Source organism: Wolbachia endosymbiont (group A) of Udea olivalis, assembly GCF_964028365.1.
Taxonomy (GTDB): Bacteria; Pseudomonadota; Alphaproteobacteria; order Rickettsiales; family Anaplasmataceae; genus Wolbachia; species Wolbachia pipientis.
In genome coordinates this window covers 638,844-655,415 of sequence record NZ_OZ034773.1, presented here as the reverse complement: position 1 = coordinate 655,415, position 16,572 = coordinate 638,844, and the positions used below count along the sequence as shown (strand labels likewise).

Genomic DNA, 16,572 nt, shown 5'->3' with positions numbered 1-16,572 from the left:
GACGAGGTTATCGTCATGTCACCGCGAACCGTCATACCGTCACGAACCGTCATACCGCGATTCATTCGCGGTATCTCTTAACATAGATCCCGCTAACACGTAGCGGGATGACGAGCTTATCGTCACGCCGTCGCAAACCGTCATACCGCCGCGAACCGTCATACCGCGATTCATTCGCGGTATCTCAGCCGCTAACAAGAGATCCCGCTAACAAGCAGCGGGATGACGATTGTCGTTTAGCCATAAATATTAAGAAATTTACCAAACGAAAAAAAAGGCAAAAGAAGCCCCGTGGTTGGCTAATTACTTACATTATACTTTCAAGTATGGCGTTTTTTTATTCTAAACGTTTAATAACCGCGATTCAGTTGCTTTTAAGCCGCAACTAATCTAAATTATAAACATTAAGAAATTTACTAAACAGAAAAAAAGGCAAAAGAAACCCTAGGGTAGCTAGTTATTCACTATCCATTTTTTAAGTTGGCGTTTTTTTATGTTTTAAATGCTTTATAAGCGCATTTTAGCTTATATTAGGTAAAAACCTAGAAGTTTTATAAAGACATAAGGTGCACATAGTGCAAAAAATTAAACATGAGACGCCAGATACGTGAGTTTTTTTGTCATTTAATCTGTACAGAGAAGATAAATAAATAGCTTCAGTTTCATGATAAGGGGGCTGGCGAGGTTTGTCAAGGAATTTTTATGCAAGAGATCTATTGAAATGCCCCTGTAAAATTATACTATTAATTAGTACACTATAAATTTAAAATTATAGATATGTTAAGCAGATTGGTAATTTTGCTATTAGTTTTTATACTTCCTTTTTCTTCATACTCATACCAGTTTAGAACCAAAGCAAAGCAAGCAGTAGTCTTAGATTTAGCTTCAGACTCATTCATTTTTGACCATAATTCTGATGAAAAAATGGCCCCATCTTCAATGAGCAAGCTAATGACTTTATATATAGCCTTCGATTATCTAAAAGCTGGAATAATACACATGGAGGATAAATTTCGAGTAAGTAGAAAAGCGTGGGAAAGGAGAGGCTCTTCCATGTTTTTGAAAGAAGGTCAATCCGTTACGGTGAGGGAATTACTTGAAGGAATTACAATAGTCTCAGGCAATGATGCCTGCATAACACTAGCCGAGGGCATTGCAGGATCAGAAGAGAATTTTGTGGCTGAAATGAATGAAGTTGCACAAAATTTGAATCTGAATGACAGTCATTTTGTCAACTCAAGCGGGTGGCCAGATGAAGATCATTTTATGAACGCAAAAGACTTGGTAATGCTGGCAAAAAGGATTTTCACCGATTTTCCTGAATATTATGATTTATTTTCCGAACAATATTTGACATATAATGAAATTGTACAAAAGAATAAAAATCTTCTACTTTTTCACGATATTGGGGTTGATGGCTTAAAAACCGGTTATACAAATGCTGGTGGTTACGGCATTGTAGCATCTGCAAAACGAAATGATAGGAGAATTTTTGCTGTCGTAAATGGTTTAAACACTGAGAAAGAGCGAATAGAAGAAGCAAAAAGATTGATACAATACTCCTTAAATCATTTTAACACTAAGAAAATATTCGTTAAAGACAGCGTAGTTGAGGAAGTAAATGTTCTCTATGGAAAAGATAGAAAAGTGCCTATTACAGTTGCAAACGATGTTACCATAACTTACAACCGCAAATTGCATGACCAAATTAAGGTGCGTATTGAATATAAAGATATGATACCTGCACCCATTAAAAAAGGTCAAGAAGTGGGCAAAGTTTTTGTAGAAATACCAGGTATTGAGCAACAAACTACACCACTTTATGCAGCAAATGACGTGCAGGAATTGAATTTCGTAGAAAAGTTTTTTAGGATGTTGTTTTAAGTTTGATATTAAAGCAATTCCGAAAGAGAGATCTATTGCACTTTAGTGTAGTTTTAACTAACAATTTCTGTTACAATACAAGATTGAAATGTTACGAAAATGTGCTGGTTGTATTTGTTGCTGTCTAGTATCCTAGAGATACTGTGGGCTGTAACGCTAAAGTTTAGTAACAGTTTTACTAAAGTTGTGCCTTCGATTGCAACATTGGTAATTATGATCATTAGCATTTACTTTTTATCTCTTGCAGCATGCTTTCTACCTATTAGGGTATGCTATGCAGTTTCCTCTGGAATATGCACAATTGGAATAACTATAATTGGTGCAACCACTTTCACAGAGAATATTAATTTATCTCAAGTTTTATGTATCGTTTTAATTGTAATAGGAAGCATAGGGCTGAAGCTCTCTATTTAAACCTAAAAATTTATGCATGAATTGGATATATTTACTCTTATCGTCACTAATTGAAGTGTTCTGGGTCATAACACTTAAGCATAGTTATGGATTTACTCATCTCGTACCATCAATAATTAGCATACTCTCCATGGCTCTTAGTACATATTTACTTTCGCTCGCTACACGTTCTATACCTATCGGAGTATGCTATGCAATTTGGACTGGAGTGGGCGCTATAGGAGCTTCGATACTTGGAGTTTACCTATTTGATGAACCAGTTAATTTATTCGAAGTAATATGCTTGATTTTAGTTACATTCGGGATTATAGGATTAAAATTGTTTGATACTGCAAAACAAACTGTTGATAAAATGGAATAAAAGATCCCACTGGGATGAAAGAAGCAGATACTCCATATTGTCATGCAAATTGGAATCCAGACTTTTTTCTATATAGCATGGTGAAGACGGGAAACCGTAACCGTTCACACAATGGCGTCAACTTAAGGAAAAATATCAGCGATAGTGTATAAAATTTCTCTCTAAATTTTTTATCATTAAATTATCCAAAGAGTGCAAGGGACAGCACTTTTGTTTCTGTTTTATTTCAACAAAGAAGTCTAAAATGTGTCCTTTTTAGGTGAAATATGCAAAAAGGAAAAAACCTTATTCTACAAATTAAAAATATAATATACTCGAAAACTTTTCAGAAAATCCATTGTGTTGAGTTTTACACGAACAAGAAAACTTCCTTTTTCGACAGTATTTTCTATGATTTTAAAGTTAGTTAAAAAAAGTTTGGGAATAGAATGTGAACTTATGGAGCCATTGACATGTACCCTCAAAGCAAGCTTTTTCTAAAGCAAGGTATAAGATTTGCCATACAGGCTTTCAAGAATTTAAGCATCCAAACAGCCTATCAGGATGAACCTGAGTTGGAGAGGCTATAGACTTATTGCAGAAGATGGTTCTGGTATGAGATTACCCAGCTCTGGGGAAATTGTATCCGAGTTTGAACCAAATGGAACAACAGGCACCATTGGCAATTTGTTTGTTGATTTGTGTACTTCGCTAATTTGTAGTGCTCGTCTTGCAGCTTGGAATATAGGTGAACAAACGTTGGCGGCAGAGCAATTACCCGAAGTTATCACTCAAATGCGTTTATTAAATCAAGAGAAATTATTATTTATCTATGATCGTCTTCAGTAAAATTCATTCAGCAGCATTATGATTTGGAAGTAGATTTTATTTTTCGCTTGCAAAAAAGAAATTATAGTAAGCTATGGGAACGCTGGCGAATTAGATTTTGATTTTATATTAGAAAATGAAAAGCTAAAAAATAAAATGAAAGGACAGAAAGTAAGAGTTATAGTGCTGACATTAGCCAACTGAGAAACAGAGTTTTTGACCGAGACTTTGGAGCAAAGCTTATGTGTTAAGGTGGCACATAGAGGAGTGCTATAAACGACTCAAAGTAGGAGCAGAGTTAGAGAATTTTTCTGGAGAGGCTGTATTACAAGAATTTTGGGCAAACTTGGTCATGTGCAATATATTATCGCTTCATATGTGTGATGCACAAGGGCCTTGGAACCCAGATCAAATTACTGAGTATCGTTTAAATTTTTCAGTTTTATTTGGTGTAATGAGGCAGAAACTCTATCAGGTACTTATTGCGCCAAAAAACTTTCAAGCCCTTTTTAAGTATACGCGCTAAAGTTAAAATCCGACCGGGACAGCCGCAATAAAGTAGATAAGCCTAAACGCCATCATGTCTTTAGGAGAGTTTGCTAATGAAAGTTCTTAAGTTGACGCCATTGGCTGAACGGATACGATTTATTTCAGTGCATGAGCTGGTCCTTTTCGGATTTTAGCGCTGTGTACATAACTGCACGAACGTCTAGTTTAGGGGTAAGAAAAATTAGGGCCCGCAAATTAATCCAAACACATAAGTGTAGTGTTAACACCAAATGCTGTAGTGTTAACACTTACAACTTTTTCTGTAGAAAAACGCTGTAAATAATGAGGACCACCAGCTTTTGGCCCAGTGCCAGATAGTCCTCTACCACCAAATGGTTGTATCCCAACTGCTGCACCTATCTGGTTACGGTTGATGTAGACATTTCCAACTGATATTTTTTTACTTATAGTGTCAATTTGACTTTGTATACGACTCTGCAAAGAAAACGTAAGCCCATATCCAGTACTATTTATATCACTTATAACTTCATTTAATTGTGACTTGTTAAAACGTATGATATGTAAAATAGGACCAAATACTTCTTGCTTTAATTGCGAAATTTTTTGTATCTCATAAATATATGGAGGAAAGAAATAACCATTATGAGAATTTGTATCCATGGGTACTTTAAATAACAGATTTGAATCTTTATCCTCTGACATTTTTTGCGTATGTTGAGTGAGCATATCGATAGATGCTTTATCAATTATTGGACCAATATCAGTACTAAGTTGTATTGGGTCACCAATCTTGAGTTCTTGCGCTGCACCGCATATCATTTTTATCTGCTTCTCTGCTATGTCCTCTTGAATAAACAGCACTCTAAGCGCAGAACAGCGTTGGCCAGCGCTGCGAAACGCAGAAAGCAAAACATCCGTAGTCACTTGCTCTAAGAGAGCAGAGCTATCAACAATCATAGCATTTAATCCGCCAGTTTCAGCAATAAATGGCACAATAGGACCATCCCTATTTGCAAGCATTCTATTAATTATTTGAGCGGTTTGTGTTGAACCAGTAAAAGCTACACCGGAAATTCTATTGTCTGGAACTAATATTTTGCCTAAATATCCACCATCCCCAGGAATGAGGTGCAACACATTTTTTGATATCCCAGCTTCATGTAGTATCTTAACAGCTTCATAGGCAATAATCGGCGTTTGCTCTGCCGGTTTTGCCAGCACTGCATTACCTGCTGCAAGTGCAGCTGAAACCTGCCCAATGAAGATAGCGAGCGGAAAATTCCACGGTGATATGCATAAGAAAACTCCTCTGCCTTCAAAAAAGATGAAGTTATCTTCACCTGTTGGCCCTGGCAATTTTCTCCAGTCGCTCAGTTCATTTTTTGCTATCGTTGCGTAGTAACGTAAGAAATCCACTGCCTCTCTTACTTCCGCTATTGCATCAGATAAAATTTTTCCTGCTTCTACGATCAGAATGTAAATCAACTCTTTCATCCTTTCTTCAAGCAAATCTGCAGCTTTTTCAAGGCATTTAGCGCGCTCTACTGCTGAAACATTCTGCCATTCAGTAAAAGCATTATGTGCTATTTCAAGAGCGTTTAAAGCTTGAACACTTGTTGTATTTGACACTTCTCCAATTACATTTTCTAAATGTGCAGGATTCACTACTTCGATAAATTCAGCACTATCAAATAGTGCTTTTCCATCAATTATTGGTCCAACTTGCCACTTTTTTTCACTAAAACCCTTTATATCATCTGCAAATTGTGAGACTATCACAGAATCACTAATATCCATTCCCAAAGAATTTTTTCTTTCTGGTCCCAAAATATCTTGTGGTAATGGAATGCCTGGATGAGGCTCATAATTAAAATTTATAGCTTTTTCCAGTGGATCTGAAATTAACTCATCGATTTTAACGTTAGGATCACTTATTTGATTAACAAACGAACTATTAGCTCCATTTTCAAGAAGACGTCTTATAAGATAAGGCAACAAGTCACTATGTTCCCCAACGGGTGCGTAGACACGACAGCTAACATTTGTTGCAAGCTCTGACATTGCATAATCATATAAGTCTTTTGCCATTCCATGTAAGCGTTGAAATTCAAATCCAGGGTGGTTTTTATCAGCAAGTTCCATGATAGAAGCAAAAGTATAGACGTTATGAGTTCCAAAGCATGGGTAAAAGCTGTTTGGTTTACTCAAAAGTTTCTGTGCGCACACGAGGTAAGATACGTCAGTATAGCTTTTTCTTGTAAATACTGAGTAATCATTTAATCCCAATTCTTGCGTACGCTTGATTTCTGAATCCCAATATGCACCTTTTACAAGCCTCAACATAATTTTGTGCTTTGATCGGATAGCAACATCTTCAACAAAGTCAAGAACAGATAAAGCGCTCTTTTGATATGCTTGCACAGCCAAGCCAAGCCCTTCCCACTCAGAAAGTGATTCATCAAGCCGTAATTGTTCAAACAAGATTAAGGAAATTTCAAGCCTTTCTGATTCTTCTGCATCTATGCATAATGAAATGTTGTATTTTTTTGCCTCGCGGCAGAGCTCTAAAACCTTAGTGAATATCTCACCAGCAATTCGGTCAAATTGGCTGAATTCATAACATGGGTGTAAAGCAGAAAGTTTGATTGAAATTCCATGGGATTTAAAACAATCATTTATTTCAGTGGATTCACCTATAGCTTTTATTGAATGCATATATGAATTAAAATACTCTTCTGCATCCTCAGCTGTGTGAGCAGCTTCACCAAGCATATCAAAAGAGTATAAAAACTTACTATTGTCATCTAGTTTTGCGTACCTTAAAGCTTCTTCTATGGTTTCTCCAACAACAAAATGATTACCAAGCATAGACATTGCTTGTTTTACTGCTTTGCGAATGATCGGTTCTCCTAAATTCTTAAGTAACTTAGAAATTGCGTAATAGAACTTCGAATCGCCTTCATTGTCTCTCAATATACTGCTACCTATCATTAAACTCCACGTGGAAGCATTGACGAACAATGAAGAAGAATATCCTAAATATTTACTCCATTCTTGATTGGCAATTTTATCTTTGATTAGCTCGTCTATTGTATAATCATCTGGTATTCTAAGTAGCGATTCAGCAAGGCACATCAATGCTATTCCTTCATCATTGGAAAGCGAGTATTGCTGCATAAAGGAATCTACAATACTTAATTTATTGTGTTTGATTTTTTCAATAACTTGTTTTGCAATATTATAAATTCTATTTTTTGAATCAGCCGAAAGCTCTGCTTTTTCTACAAGATAACGTATATAACTCTTTTCATCAGTACGATAAAATCCTTGTAAACGTTTTCTCAATTCGTTAGGTTCTTGTATAGAGCTTATCATATATAATTATCTCCAAAAAATACTCCGACACCATATGTATGGTGAAATTATATCATAACTTTGCGCAGAGCAAATTGCTATTTACAAAGGGATCAGGGCTGGCTAAAAGAAGTCCATGCAATAACTTCACTAAATCAAAAAGATTGTGCAAGTATGTAGCTCAACACTCCACCACACATCAAGTATTTAGTCTCAGTTGCGGTTTGTACACAGCATTTGAGTTGAATTGATTGCTTTGAATTATCCTTTCTTTTGATGATGCATTCTAGATTTCCACCTGGCACTATTTCACCTTTTATGCTTATTACCTCGCTACCATCAAATATCTTTCTGGTTATTCCATTTTGGAATATAAGTGGAAGAACACCCATGCCGACCAAGTTGGACCTATGTATACGCTCAAAGCTTTCTGCAATGACAACTTTAACCCCCAACAATAAAGTACCCTTTGCTGCCCAATCCCTACTTGAACCTGTGCCATACTCCTTTCCTGCCACAATGATGAGAGCTTCCTTGTAGCGCATTGCTGCATCAAAAATCGACATAGTTTCTTGAGAAGGAATATATTTTGTATAGCCGCCTTCAATGCTTACCATTTCATTTTTTATTCTAATGTTAGCAAAAGTCCCACGCATCATTACATTGTGGTTACCACGACGAGACCCATACGAATTAAAGTCCTGTGGCTCAATTCCAAGATTTTTTAAATATATACCTGCAGGACTACTTGAGGCAATATTTCCAGCAGGGGAAATGTGGTCAGTGGTTACGCTATCGCCAAACATTGCCAATATTTGTGCACCTTTTATATCGATTTTATTATTTTTAGGTGATAAATTATCAAAATAGGGCGGATTTTGTATGTAAGTGCTATTTGCATCCCAATTATAGATTTCACTTTTTTCACACTTTATCTTTCGCCAATGTTCATCACCAGAAAAAACATCCTTATACTTTTGTATGAACATCTCACGTGTTACCACACTTTTAACACAATCTTCGATTTCATTGTTTGTTGGCCATATATCTTTGAGATAGACATCATTTCCATTCTTATCTTTGCATATTGAATCTTTTGTCAGATCAATTTGCACAGTACCAGCAAGTGCATATGCAACAACAAGTGGCGGAGATGCCAAGTAATTAGCTTTGACTAACGGATGAATTCTTCCTTCAAAGTTACGATTACCAGATAAAACTGCAGCAACGGTTAAGTTTTTGTTTTTAATGCCATCTTCTATATCTTTATTAAGTGGACCAGAATTCCCAATGCAAGTTGTGCAACCATATCCAACTAAATTAAAGCCCAGAGCATTTAGATCTACCTGCAATCCAGACTTTTCTAAATATTCTGTTACAACTTGTGACCCTGGAGCAAGAGAAGTTTTAACCCAAGGCTTTGATTTTAATCCAAGTTTAATTGCATTACGAGCTACAAGACCTGCAGCAATCATCACACTTGGATTTGAGGTATTAGTGCAGCTTGTTATTGCTGCAATAACTACACTTCCATCTTGGAGTTTATCGTTTTCCTTTGACTCATTAACTGAAAATGATTTAGAAAAAGACTCTGCCACTTGTGAAAGAAAAACTTTATCTTGTGGTCTTTTGGGACCAGCCATTACTGGCTTCACGCTTGATAAATCAAGTTCTAGTGTGTCAAAAAATGCTAACTCATTATTGCTACGCCACAGTCCTTGCTCTTTCGCATAAGCCTCAACTAGCTTAATCAGCTTTTCTGGCCTTCCGGTTAAGCTTAAATAATCTAGCGTTTTTTGATCAATTGGAAAAAATCCACAAGTTGCGCCATACTCCGGGGCCATGTTTGCTATAGTGGCTCTATCTGCCAAAGATAAATAATCTAAACCATCACCATAAAATTCTACAAACTTACCAACAACGCCTTTTGTTCTTAGGATATTGGTAACCGTCAGCACTAAATCGGTCGCAGTTACTCCTTCCGACAATCTGCCAATTAATTTAAATCCAACTACTTCTGGAATCACCATACTAATTGGTTGACCAAGCATCACAGACTCAGCTTCTATGCCTCCAACACCCCAACCAAGGACTGATAACCCGTTAATCATTGTAGTATGGCTGTCAGTACCAACTAAAGTATCAGGATATATGACTCCATCATTATTACACACAACTTGCGCTAAATATTCAAGATTCACTTGGTGGCAAATCCCTGTGCCAGGCGGCACTACTCTAAAATTTGTGAAGGACGATTCTCCCCACTTTAAAAATTGATATCTCTCCAAATTTCTTTTTACTTCTAACTCAACATTCTTACTGAATGCGGAAACACTTCCATAACTATCTACTTGAACAGAATGGTCAATCACAAGATCAACCGGTACAGAAGGATTTATGTTGCTCGGGCTTCCTCCATTTTTCTTGACATAACTCCGCATTGAAGCTAAATCAACAACAGCAGGAACCCCTGTAAAATCTTGCATCAACACCCTTGCTGGTTTATAGCTAATTTCGTGATTAGTGTGTTTATTAACGCAGTCTGCTAGTACTCTTATGTCATCCAGCTTTACGTTTACTCCATCTTCATTACGCAATAAATTTTCAAGCAGCACCTTAAGTGAGCAGGGCAATTTAGTTACATCTGTCCCTAAAAATTCACTAGCACTACTTAGGCTAAAATAGTTGTATGACTTCCCGTCAATGTTTAAAGTCGTTTTTGCGTTTAAAGAATTGTTCATCCTATCACACTATATTAGTTAAAATTGGAATTACTACCGTTACTTTTTTGTTGTTGACCTTGCTGCTCATACATAGTTTCAAAATCTATAGGATCTAGCATCAGTGGGGGAAATCCACCACTACTTGTAACTCTTGCAATTATTTCTCTTGCAAAAGGGAAAAGAAAAGTAGGTCCGCCAATAAACAAAGCTTGTCTTACCTCTTCCTCACTCAACTCTTTTAAATTTTCTATTGAAAAAATGCCACAATATTTCGTCTCACAAATGAAAGCTACACCATCTTTTATGCCTTCATCTTTTACCGTTGCTTTGACTTCTATATGCAAAGTAATTTCATGAAAAGATTTTTCTTCATTCACTTCTTCTTTGTTTTTCGTCCCTTCTAATTTTGCTGAATTGATATTAACCATTACATTAATATCTGGAGCTTTACTAGAAGAAAGGAATGGCGAATTCGGATTCTCAAATGATAGATCTTTAACATATTGACCGTGAATTCTCATTTTTTGTTGTGGCATTTCTTACGTCTCCTTTAATTAAGTTGAGATATTTAATACTTTCTTATATAATATATTCATTTACAAACGAATAGCAAACCTGATTATAAGTTGATATGAAAAACATATTTTCATTAATAATTAATAATGTTCGGATACTTTATATGCCAAGGAGTTGAGTTACTATGATAGAGCTTGTAATATATGCTTTATTAGCGGCGTTCATTTTTTCACGTTTGTATAATTCTTTAGGAAGGTCAGCCAACCTCAACCTAAAAAAGCTAACTAATGTATTGGATGTAAGCCGAAGTAGAGAAGATGTAGTAGAAAACATTGAGGGTTACATTGATAGCAATGATGAAAATTCAATAAAATTTACTTATAAACAAATATTAAAAAAAAACAAAGATTTTTCTATTTCCCACTTTATAGAAGGTTCAAGCATAGCTTTTGAATTAATAATAAAATGTTTCAATCAAGGAAATTTGTCTCAGTTAAAACCACTTCTCGATAAAGACTTATATGATAATTTTGCAGAGAAGATTAAACATCGTAAAGAGGTGCACGAGTCTATAATTGTTTCTATTGTTTCACAAAAGATTTTAGAAATAAAGCTAGTAAAAAACGCAGTGTTTATTGCAGTATATTTCCTTTCAGAGCAAATTAACTTCGTTAAGAATAATAAAGGGGATATCATATCAGGTAGTACATCCACCATTAATAAAGTTGAGGATGTATGGCAATTCAAAAAAAATGTTAATTCATCAGACCCAAGCTGGTTGCTTGTTTCTATTCACTATAAAAAGACAAGTAACGATAAGACAAATGACAAGTAAGATGAGTTTTTTTTGAAATGGAAAGCAAGCTACGCGAAATAGTACTTGACACTGAAACGACAGGTCTTGACACTGAATCTGGTCATCGAATTATTGAAATAGGGTGTGTGGAATTAATTAACCGCATTCCAACAGGTAAAGTATTCCATCGGTACCTTAACCCAGAAAGAGATATACCTTATCACTCGTTTAAGATTCACGGTATTAGTGAAGAATTTTTAGAAGATAAACCATTATTTTCAAATGTTGCACTTGAATTTCTTGACTTTATATCTAATGATATTTTGGTAATTCACAACGCTGAATTCGATGTTAAGTTCCTTAACATGGAGCTAAGCAAGCTGAATGCTGGGTTAATTTCCTCAGATAGAGTGCTAGATACATTACCTCTTGCGAGGAAAAAATTCGCAGGATCACCTGCTTCTTTGAATGCATTATGTAAGCGTTTTGATATATCGCTAGAGAATAGAGAATTGCACGGAGCACTAGTTGATGCTCAATTGCTTGCAAAGGTATATGTTGAACTTACAGGAGGGTTACAAACCTTTCTGTTTGATAATCAATGCAATCAGGACAGTAACTCTACATTCGTTCAGCATAAAGTGCGTAATCTAACTCCCAGAGAACATTCACCAAATAGTGAAGAAATTGATGAACATAAGAAACTGTTAGACAAAATTAACAATACACTTTGGAATAAATATATTGAATAGGTCAACTAATAAAGATACAATTTAATTTTACTGAGAGCACCCTAATGGTAAGGTTTATAAGATTGTTATCTAATGTGCTAGCAGCATTAGCAGTTGTTTTTTTAGGTTATTGTTATTTCACTAAAAAAGGCATATTTGCCCCAGCAGCGATTCACAACGCAGAAGTTAAGATAGGCGGAGATTTTTCTTTAATTAATCAGGACGGACAGATCCTGCGCAGTAGTGATTTTAAAGATAAATACATGATGATTTTCTTTGGGTTTTCCTCATGCAAAAGAATTTGCCCTATGAACCTTGGGATAATTTCAGAAACACTTGCAAGGTTAGATGAGAAAACTAACAACAAGCTACAAACATTTTTTATCACAGTTGATCCTGAGCGCGATAGCACGGAAAGACTTAAAGAATTTCAGCAGCAATTTGACCACAGAATACAAATGTTAACTGGTGAAAGAGAAAAAATAGACGAAGTAATTGCAAAGTATAAAGTATATGCTAGCAAAGTTGGTGGAGAAGAAGAAATCAACCATTCTTCAATAATGTACCTTATTGGCCCTGGAGGAAAATATGTTACACACTTTGCAGCTGATTTAAATTCAGACGAAAGTCAATCTGATAAGATTTTGGCTGAGATCAGAAAATACGTAAACTGAATTATAGATTTTTCTGTTAATTAGTCGAACACGCAACTGCATGAGCGTTATAATTTAATCTCCATCGGGAAGACACATTGGAATGACACTATTTGCTGTTTTCAAAAATAAACATTCGTAAAATTGTGCTTTTAATATGGGTTATCAGTTTAAAAATGTTGCTAATCAGCATATATGAATGTAATATTAATTAACATTCATAAATGAAGCAATACCATGGAAAATAGTTATAATGCCGATGCAATAAAAATCTTAAGGGGTCTTGATGCTGTAAGGAAACGTCCAGGTATGTACATTGGTGACACTGACGATGGATCTGGCTTGCATCACATGGTATATGAGGTTGTTGACAACGCAATAGATGAATCTTTAGCTGGATATTGTGATAAAATTGAAGTTAGCATAAATAAAGATGGTTCAGTATCAGTAACCGACAATGGTCGTGGCATTCCAACTGACATTCATGAAGAAGAAGGAATATCAGCAGCAGAGGTAATAATGACTCAACTCCATGCTGGTGGTAAATTTGACAGTAATACCTATAAAGTTTCTGGGGGATTACATGGTGTTGGAATCTCAGTTGTGAATGCATTATCAAGCTGGTTGGAATTAACTATTTGGCGCAATAAGAAAGAACACTTTATGCGTTTTGAAGATGGTGAGTCTATTGAACCTTTAAAGGTAGTCAACGAAAATACAAACAAAAGAGGAACTAAAGTCACGTTCATGCCATCAACAGAGACTTTTAATGGCATTAATTTCAGTTACTCAACGCTTGAAAGTCGTATAAGAGAATTAGCATTTTTAAATTCAAATATCGACATTACTTTACGTGATCTGCGCAATGAACCATATACAGAATCTCATTTCAATCAGAGCAATCAATCTAAAGACAATTTTGGTACAGCAAATTTTGTGCAGTATTTAGATAAGAATAAGACACATGTAACTAAAATTGCCAGTATGAAAGGAGATGCAGACGATCTTGGCATCAGCTTGGAAATATCGATGGAATGGAATGATTCCTACTATGAGAATATGTTGTGTTTCACTAATAATATACGGCAACGAGATGGTGGTACGCATTTGGCAGGATTTAGATCTGCACTAACTAGATGTATCAATACCTATGCAACTAATGAAGGGTTTTTAAAGAAAGCAAAAGTAAATTTAACTGGAGAGGACGTTAGAGAAGGTTTAACTTGTGTTTTATCTCTTAAGATGCCTGATCCTAAGTTTTCTTCACAAACAAAAGATAAACTAGTTAGTTCTGAAGCACGTGCAGTTGTAGAAAGTATAGTTTCTGATAAATTGAGCACAATCCTTGAAACTGATCCCAAATTGGCAGCAAGCATAGTAGAAAGAGCAATCAGGTCAGCAAAAGGAAGAGAAGCTGCAAGAAAAGCGCGCGAGCTAGTTAAAAGCAAAAACAATATTGATATTGCAACTCTGCCAGGAAAGCTTGCTGATTGTCAGGAAAAAGCTCCTGAGTTATCGGAATTATTTATAGTAGAGGGTAATTCAGCAGGTGGTACTGCAAAGCAGGGGCGTAATCGTAAAACACAAGCAGTGCTTGCCTTAAGAGGAAAAATTCTAAACGTAGAACGTGTAAGTTTAGATCGTATTTTTTCATCTGCAGAAATAGGCTCTTTAATCACTGCAATTGGTGCTGGAATAGGGAGTGAACACTTCGATATTGAAAAAGCTAGATATCATAAAATTATCATCATGACAGATGCAGATGTTGATGGTTCACATATAAGAACTTTGATTCTAACTTTCTTTTTTAGACATATGCGTGAAGTTATTGAAAAAGGTTACTTATACATAGCACAGCCACCCCTCTATAAAGTTACAAAGAATGCCAAAGACACTTATATTAAAGATGACGAAACTTTTGAAGAGTATATAATAAACTCAGCAGTTAAAAGATTAACACTAAGTGGTACAGCTACAGAATTTAACGACTTGCGCCTTATTTTGAATAAATGCGTTAGCATTTCTAATATTAGCAAAAATTATGATAGAGAAATACCACAAAATCTCCTAGAGTCATTGCTAATTTTAAGCAAAAAGAATGCTCTATCATCGGCTGATGAGATATTAAAGTATTTAAAATTAATGTACAGCGAATACACTTGGGAAGTAGAAATAAAAGATGAAGAAAAAGAAATTCACATCTCTAAATTGTTTCAAGGATTGGCAGACAAATATATATTTGCACTTAGTATGCTTGAAGGCAAAGATATGCAAAGCATATTAAGTTTGCTTGATGGTATAAGTAATTTATTTAATGGTGATTCATTTTTAAAGTCACAAGAAACTGAAATAAGAATCACTTCTCCAAGTACGCTTGCAAAAATAATAATGGACTATGGTAAAAAGGGTTTAACTCTGCAGAGATTTAAAGGTCTTGGTGAAATGAATGCTGATCAGCTATGGGATACTACGTTAAATCCTGAGGCTAGAACTTTACTGAAGGTTGAAATAAAAGATTGTGAAGAAGCTGATTCCATATTTTCAATACTAATGGGTGATATAGTTGAACCACGCCGTGATTTTATTAATAGCAATGCACTCAACGTGCATGATGTTGATATTTGAACTTTTAGCAAAATGTACGAACGTTACGGGTTTAAGCAAAGACTGTGTCATTCAAGTAGCTGACACTGGTTCCTTTATAACGGTGTCATTCCAGTGCTTGACACTGGAATCCAGGTTGCTCACAAGCAAACTAGCATAGAAAGTGGTTACAACGTTTTCGATGAGATTGCAGAAAGGCTGGATTCCAGTGTCAAGCACTGGAATGAAAGCAGTCCTACGTCATGCCGCGATTCATTCGCGGTATCTCTAGATCCCGCTAACAAGCAGCGGGATGACGGTTGTCAGGGTGTCTCCCACTACCTTCTCCTGTCATCCCAGTGCCTCCCTCCCCTGTCATCCAAGTAGCTTGACACTTGTATCTTTATGATGTGAGGCATTAGAGCTAAAATACCTCACAGGGAGGGTGAAGCTGATGCGACGCTAATGCCATTAAGGCCGAATCCCAGATTTTGCTTCCCTCCCATAGAGTTATAGCTCTTCTCATAATAATCCAAATAAGGTAAGAATGGATTTATGGTAGAGGGGTTTGTATGCCAGCAGCGTATAGTTACGACTTAAGGAAAAAAGCAATGGAAGCATTGGATGAAGGAGAAAGTAGAGCAACTGTTGCCAAGAGATTTAAAATTGGAAAAACGACTTTATATGAGTGGCAGAAAAGGCGTGAGGAAACGGGAGATTTTCAGTCAAAAAAGCCTGGAAGCGTAGCATAAAATTACCGACTGGAATGTCTTCACCGAATTTGCAAAAAACCATGGTGGCAAGACTCAGTCAGAGATGGCCAAACTCTGGAGTCGACAAATGATTCACCGCGCACTTAAAAATATTGGATTTACAAGAAAAAAAGACCTACGGATATAAAGAAAGAAATGAAGAAAAGCGAGCTCAATTTGCAAGGGTTATAGCGACAAAACATCGTGATAATCTTGTATATATTGACCTTACCCAGAAAAAGTGGAGAGAAAGTTTGGAATGTTTTTCACAAAGAGAATGATGAATCAAAATGCTCAGGAATGCAATAGTTAATAGTGACGTTGTTTGTTATAAAAAATTTCTATGTATTCAAATATTGCAGTTCTAGTTTGTTGAGCAGAGTGTTGTGAAGTATCAATAAGTATTTCTCTTTTCAATGAGCTAAAGAAGCTTTCCACAACAGAATTGTTGTAACAACAACCTTTATGACTCATCTATGTTTTTTATG

11 protein-coding genes and 2 pseudogenes are annotated in these 16,572 nt (G+C 35.8%); 9 read left to right on the top strand and 4 right to left on the bottom strand.

Annotation, left to right across the window (positions count from 1 at the left end; genetic code table 11):
- Positions 1 to 777 precede the first annotated feature (777 nt).
- From ABWU32_RS03070 to ABWU32_RS03055, 4 genes and pseudogenes are all read left to right on the top strand, one after another.
- Entirely contained in the window at positions 778 to 1,884 is a 1,107-nt protein-coding gene (locus ABWU32_RS03070; protein ID WP_010082605.1) for a D-alanyl-D-alanine carboxypeptidase family protein, read from the top strand.
- Between the two features lie 99 nt (positions 1,885 to 1,983).
- Positions 1,984 to 2,298: a DMT family transporter gene (locus tag ABWU32_RS03065; RefSeq protein WP_010082606.1), complete on the top strand. Its 315-nt coding sequence runs from the start codon at positions 1,984 to 1,986 to the stop codon at positions 2,296 to 2,298.
- 16 nt (positions 2,299 to 2,314) lie between these two features.
- Positions 2,315 to 2,659 (top strand): DMT family transporter, encoded by a 345-nt coding sequence (locus ABWU32_RS03060; protein WP_353278792.1) that lies wholly within the window; start codon positions 2,315 to 2,317, stop codon positions 2,657 to 2,659.
- A gap of 266 nt (positions 2,660 to 2,925) precedes the next feature.
- Positions 2,926 to 4,069: pseudogene (locus tag ABWU32_RS03055) on the top strand (transposase).
- Between the two features lie 141 nt (positions 4,070 to 4,210).
- On the opposite strand, the gene putA reads toward ABWU32_RS03055, so the two are convergent.
- The 3 genes from putA to secB form a co-directional block, all read right to left on the bottom strand.
- Positions 4,211 to 7,351: a bifunctional proline dehydrogenase/L-glutamate gamma-semialdehyde dehydrogenase PutA gene (gene putA, locus ABWU32_RS03050; protein WP_341820024.1), complete on the bottom strand. Its 3,141-nt coding sequence runs from the start codon at positions 7,349 to 7,351 to the stop codon at positions 4,211 to 4,213.
- Between the two features lie 134 nt (positions 7,352 to 7,485).
- On the bottom strand, positions 7,486 to 10,071 hold the full coding sequence (gene acnA, locus ABWU32_RS03045; RefSeq protein WP_141456811.1) for an aconitate hydratase AcnA: 2,586 nt from the start codon (positions 10,069 to 10,071) through the stop codon (positions 7,486 to 7,488).
- A 14-nt stretch (positions 10,072 to 10,085) separates the two neighbouring features.
- Positions 10,086 to 10,589 (bottom strand): protein-export chaperone SecB, encoded by a 504-nt coding sequence (secB, locus tag ABWU32_RS03040; protein ID WP_006279761.1) that lies wholly within the window; start codon positions 10,587 to 10,589, stop codon positions 10,086 to 10,088.
- Positions 10,590 to 10,753: 164 nt separating this feature from the next.
- Here secB and ABWU32_RS03035 point away from each other — a divergent pair, with 164 nt between their 5' ends.
- The 5 genes and pseudogenes from ABWU32_RS03035 to ABWU32_RS03015 all read left to right on the top strand — a co-directional run.
- Entirely contained in the window at positions 10,754 to 11,404 is a 651-nt protein-coding gene (locus tag ABWU32_RS03035; RefSeq protein WP_015588838.1) for a Tim44/TimA family putative adaptor protein, read from the top strand.
- Between the two features lie 17 nt (positions 11,405 to 11,421).
- Positions 11,422 to 12,117: a DNA polymerase III subunit epsilon gene (gene dnaQ / locus ABWU32_RS03030; protein ID WP_015588837.1), complete on the top strand. Its 696-nt coding sequence runs from the start codon at positions 11,422 to 11,424 to the stop codon at positions 12,115 to 12,117.
- A 44-nt stretch (positions 12,118 to 12,161) separates the two neighbouring features.
- Positions 12,162 to 12,770, top strand: coding sequence for an SCO family protein (locus tag ABWU32_RS03025; protein WP_015588836.1), 609 nt, complete (start codon positions 12,162 to 12,164; stop codon positions 12,768 to 12,770).
- A 216-nt stretch (positions 12,771 to 12,986) separates the two neighbouring features.
- Entirely contained in the window at positions 12,987 to 15,374 is a 2,388-nt protein-coding gene (gene gyrB, locus ABWU32_RS03020) for a DNA topoisomerase (ATP-hydrolyzing) subunit B (protein ID WP_141456810.1), read from the top strand.
- Positions 15,375 to 15,904: 530 nt separating this feature from the next.
- Positions 15,905 to 16,311 (top strand): annotated as a pseudogene (locus ABWU32_RS03015) (IS630 transposase-related protein); the annotation flags it as partial.
- A gap of 82 nt (positions 16,312 to 16,393) precedes the next feature.
- On the opposite strand, the gene ABWU32_RS03010 reads toward ABWU32_RS03015, so the two are convergent.
- Positions 16,394 to 16,558 carry an IS3 family transposase gene (locus ABWU32_RS03010; RefSeq protein ID WP_081600771.1) on the bottom strand — a complete coding sequence of 55 codons (165 nt, stop codon included), beginning with the start codon at positions 16,556 to 16,558 and terminating at the stop codon, positions 16,394 to 16,396.
- Between the last annotated feature and the right edge of the window lie 14 nt (positions 16,559 to 16,572).

Coding starts and splice junctions, on each gene's coding strand:
- ABWU32_RS03070 (WP_010082605.1), top strand. CDS start 778: ATGTTAAGCAGATTGGTAATTTTGCTATTAGTTTTTATACTTCCTTTT.
- ABWU32_RS03065 (WP_010082606.1), top strand. CDS start 1,984: ATGTGCTGGTTGTATTTGTTGCTGTCTAGTATCCTAGAGATACTGTGG.
- ABWU32_RS03060 (WP_353278792.1), top strand. CDS start 2,315: ATGAATTGGATATATTTACTCTTATCGTCACTAATTGAAGTGTTCTGG.
- putA (WP_341820024.1), bottom strand. CDS start 7,351: ATGATAAGCTCTATACAAGAACCTAACGAATTGAGAAAACGTTTACAA.
- acnA (WP_141456811.1), bottom strand. CDS start 10,071: ATGAACAATTCTTTAAACGCAAAAACGACTTTAAACATTGACGGGAAG.
- secB (WP_006279761.1), bottom strand. CDS start 10,589: ATGCCACAACAAAAAATGAGAATTCACGGTCAATATGTTAAAGATCTA.
- ABWU32_RS03035 (WP_015588838.1), top strand. CDS start 10,754: ATGATAGAGCTTGTAATATATGCTTTATTAGCGGCGTTCATTTTTTCA.
- dnaQ (WP_015588837.1), top strand. CDS start 11,422: ATGGAAAGCAAGCTACGCGAAATAGTACTTGACACTGAAACGACAGGT.
- ABWU32_RS03025 (WP_015588836.1), top strand. CDS start 12,162: ATGGTAAGGTTTATAAGATTGTTATCTAATGTGCTAGCAGCATTAGCA.
- gyrB (WP_141456810.1), top strand. CDS start 12,987: ATGGAAAATAGTTATAATGCCGATGCAATAAAAATCTTAAGGGGTCTT.
- ABWU32_RS03010 (WP_081600771.1), bottom strand. CDS start 16,558: ATGAGTCATAAAGGTTGTTGTTACAACAATTCTGTTGTGGAAAGCTTC.